We start from the raw sequence: 1,817 nt of genomic DNA, 5'->3' as shown, positions 1-1,817 counted from the left end.
GGGGGGAGGAGGGCGTGGGCCACCTGCTGTCGCTCTTGCGCGAGGAGCTGGAGCTGGCCCTCGCACTGTCAGGCAGGCCCTCGCTGGCGGCACTGGACGGGTCGGTGCTCCGGCGCCGGGCTTCTTTCGGTTAGGCTTCGGCCTCCGAGGGGGTCCCGCCGTGCCGATGCTCGTCTACAACCCAGGCCAGGCGGACGAGCTGTCCTATCCGCTGGGGGACGCGCCCCTCACCATCGGGCGCGCGGACGACCAGTCCATCTGCATCCCGCACCGCAGCCTGTCGCGCCAGCACGCCCGCATCGAGCCCTCCGACGGGCGCTTCTTCGTCACCGACCTGCAGAGCAAGAACGGCACCTTCGTCAACGGCGTGCAGATCCGCCGCAAGGAGCTGCGCCCCGGCGACACGCTGACGCTGGGCGAGCTCGTCTTCCTGCTTACCCACGAGGCCCCTCCGCCGGTGGTGCCGGGCCGGCCGGGAGAGCCGTCCGGGATCGCCGACGAGCCCCGCCCCCAGCTCACGCGCGCGCTCACCCGGGTGCCGCTGAAGACGCTGGTGCAGGCGGTGGCGGGCCCGGGGGCCGGGCCGGAGCAGCCGTCCGTGTCCGAGGCCGCCAGCGGGGCGACGCGCGCGAGGGAGCGGCTGCGCATCCTCCAGGAGGTGGCGAAGCTGCTGTCCGTCACGGACGACTTCGACACGCTGCTGGGCAAGGTGTTGGACCTCGCGTTTCAAATCCTCCACGTGGACCGGGGCGTCATCCTGCTGCTGGACGAGCAGACGGGGAAGCTGGAGCCGCGCGTGTCGAAGACGGCGGAGGGCACGGCCGTGCGCGGGCCCATCTTCAGCCAGAACATCGTGGACTACGTCCTGCGCCGCAGCGTGGCGGCCCTCTTCTCCGACGCGGTGAACGACCCGCGCCTGGACGCGGCGCAGTCCATCATCTTCAGCTCCATCCGCGCCTCCATGTGCGTGCCGCTCAAGCCGCGCGACGAAGTGCTGGGCGTGCTGTACGTGGACAACCTCTCCACGCCCAACCGCTTCTCCGAGGACGACCTGGACTTCCTCGTCGCGTTCGCGGGGCAGGCGGCGCTCGCGCTGGAGAACGCCCGGCTCTACCGCCGCATCGAGGAGGAGACGGTGCAGCGCATGCAGCTCATCATGGACGCGAAGCTGGCCTCGCTCGCGTCGATGGTGGGCGGCATGGCGCACGAGCTGCGCAACCCGCTCAACTTCATCAGCAACTTCGCCGGCCTGTCGGTGGGCCTCACGGAGGACCTGGCCAGCGTGCTGGAGCCGCAGCGCGAGCGGCTGGAGCCCGCGTCCGTGCCCGACGTGGACGAGGCGATCGCCTGCCTGCGCACCAACGTGCAGAAGATCAACGAGCACGGCCGCCGCGCGGATGCGCTCATCCAGGGCATGCTCCAGCACGCGCGCCGCTCGCCGGGCCCGCGTGAAGCGGTGGACCTGAACGCGCTCGTCGCGGAGAGCATCGCCCTGGGCCAGGGTGGCGTGCGAGGTGAGCCGCTGCCCGTGCGGGTGGACGTGGAATACGACCCGGGCGTGCCGCGCGTGGAGCTGGTCCGCGCGGACGTGGGGCGCGTCATCATCAACGTCGTGGACAACGCGCTCTACGCCATGCGTCAGAAGTGGAAGGCGCAGGGGGCGGCGTATGTGCCGGTGCTCAACGTCCGCACCCTGGCGCGCCAGGAGTCCGTGGAGGTGCGCTTGCGCGACAACGGCCCGGGCATTCCGGGCGAGAGCGCGCAGCGCATCTTCGATCCGTTCTACACGACGAAGCCGCCGGGGCAGGGGACGGGGC

General features: G+C 71.4%; 1 protein-coding gene. It reads left to right on the top strand.

What is annotated here, in order from left to right:
* Positions 1-166 precede the first annotated feature (166 nt).
* On the top strand, positions 167-1,817 hold a 1,651-nt coding region (locus D7V97_RS42765; RefSeq protein ID WP_120616242.1), incomplete at its 3' end, for an FHA domain-containing protein.

This window comes from Corallococcus sp. CA053C, from assembly GCF_003611675.1.
GTDB lineage: Bacteria > Myxococcota > Myxococcia > Myxococcales > Myxococcaceae > Corallococcus.
The sequence above is the reverse complement of the archived record's forward strand: the minus strand, read 5'-3'. Positions and strand labels throughout refer to the sequence as shown.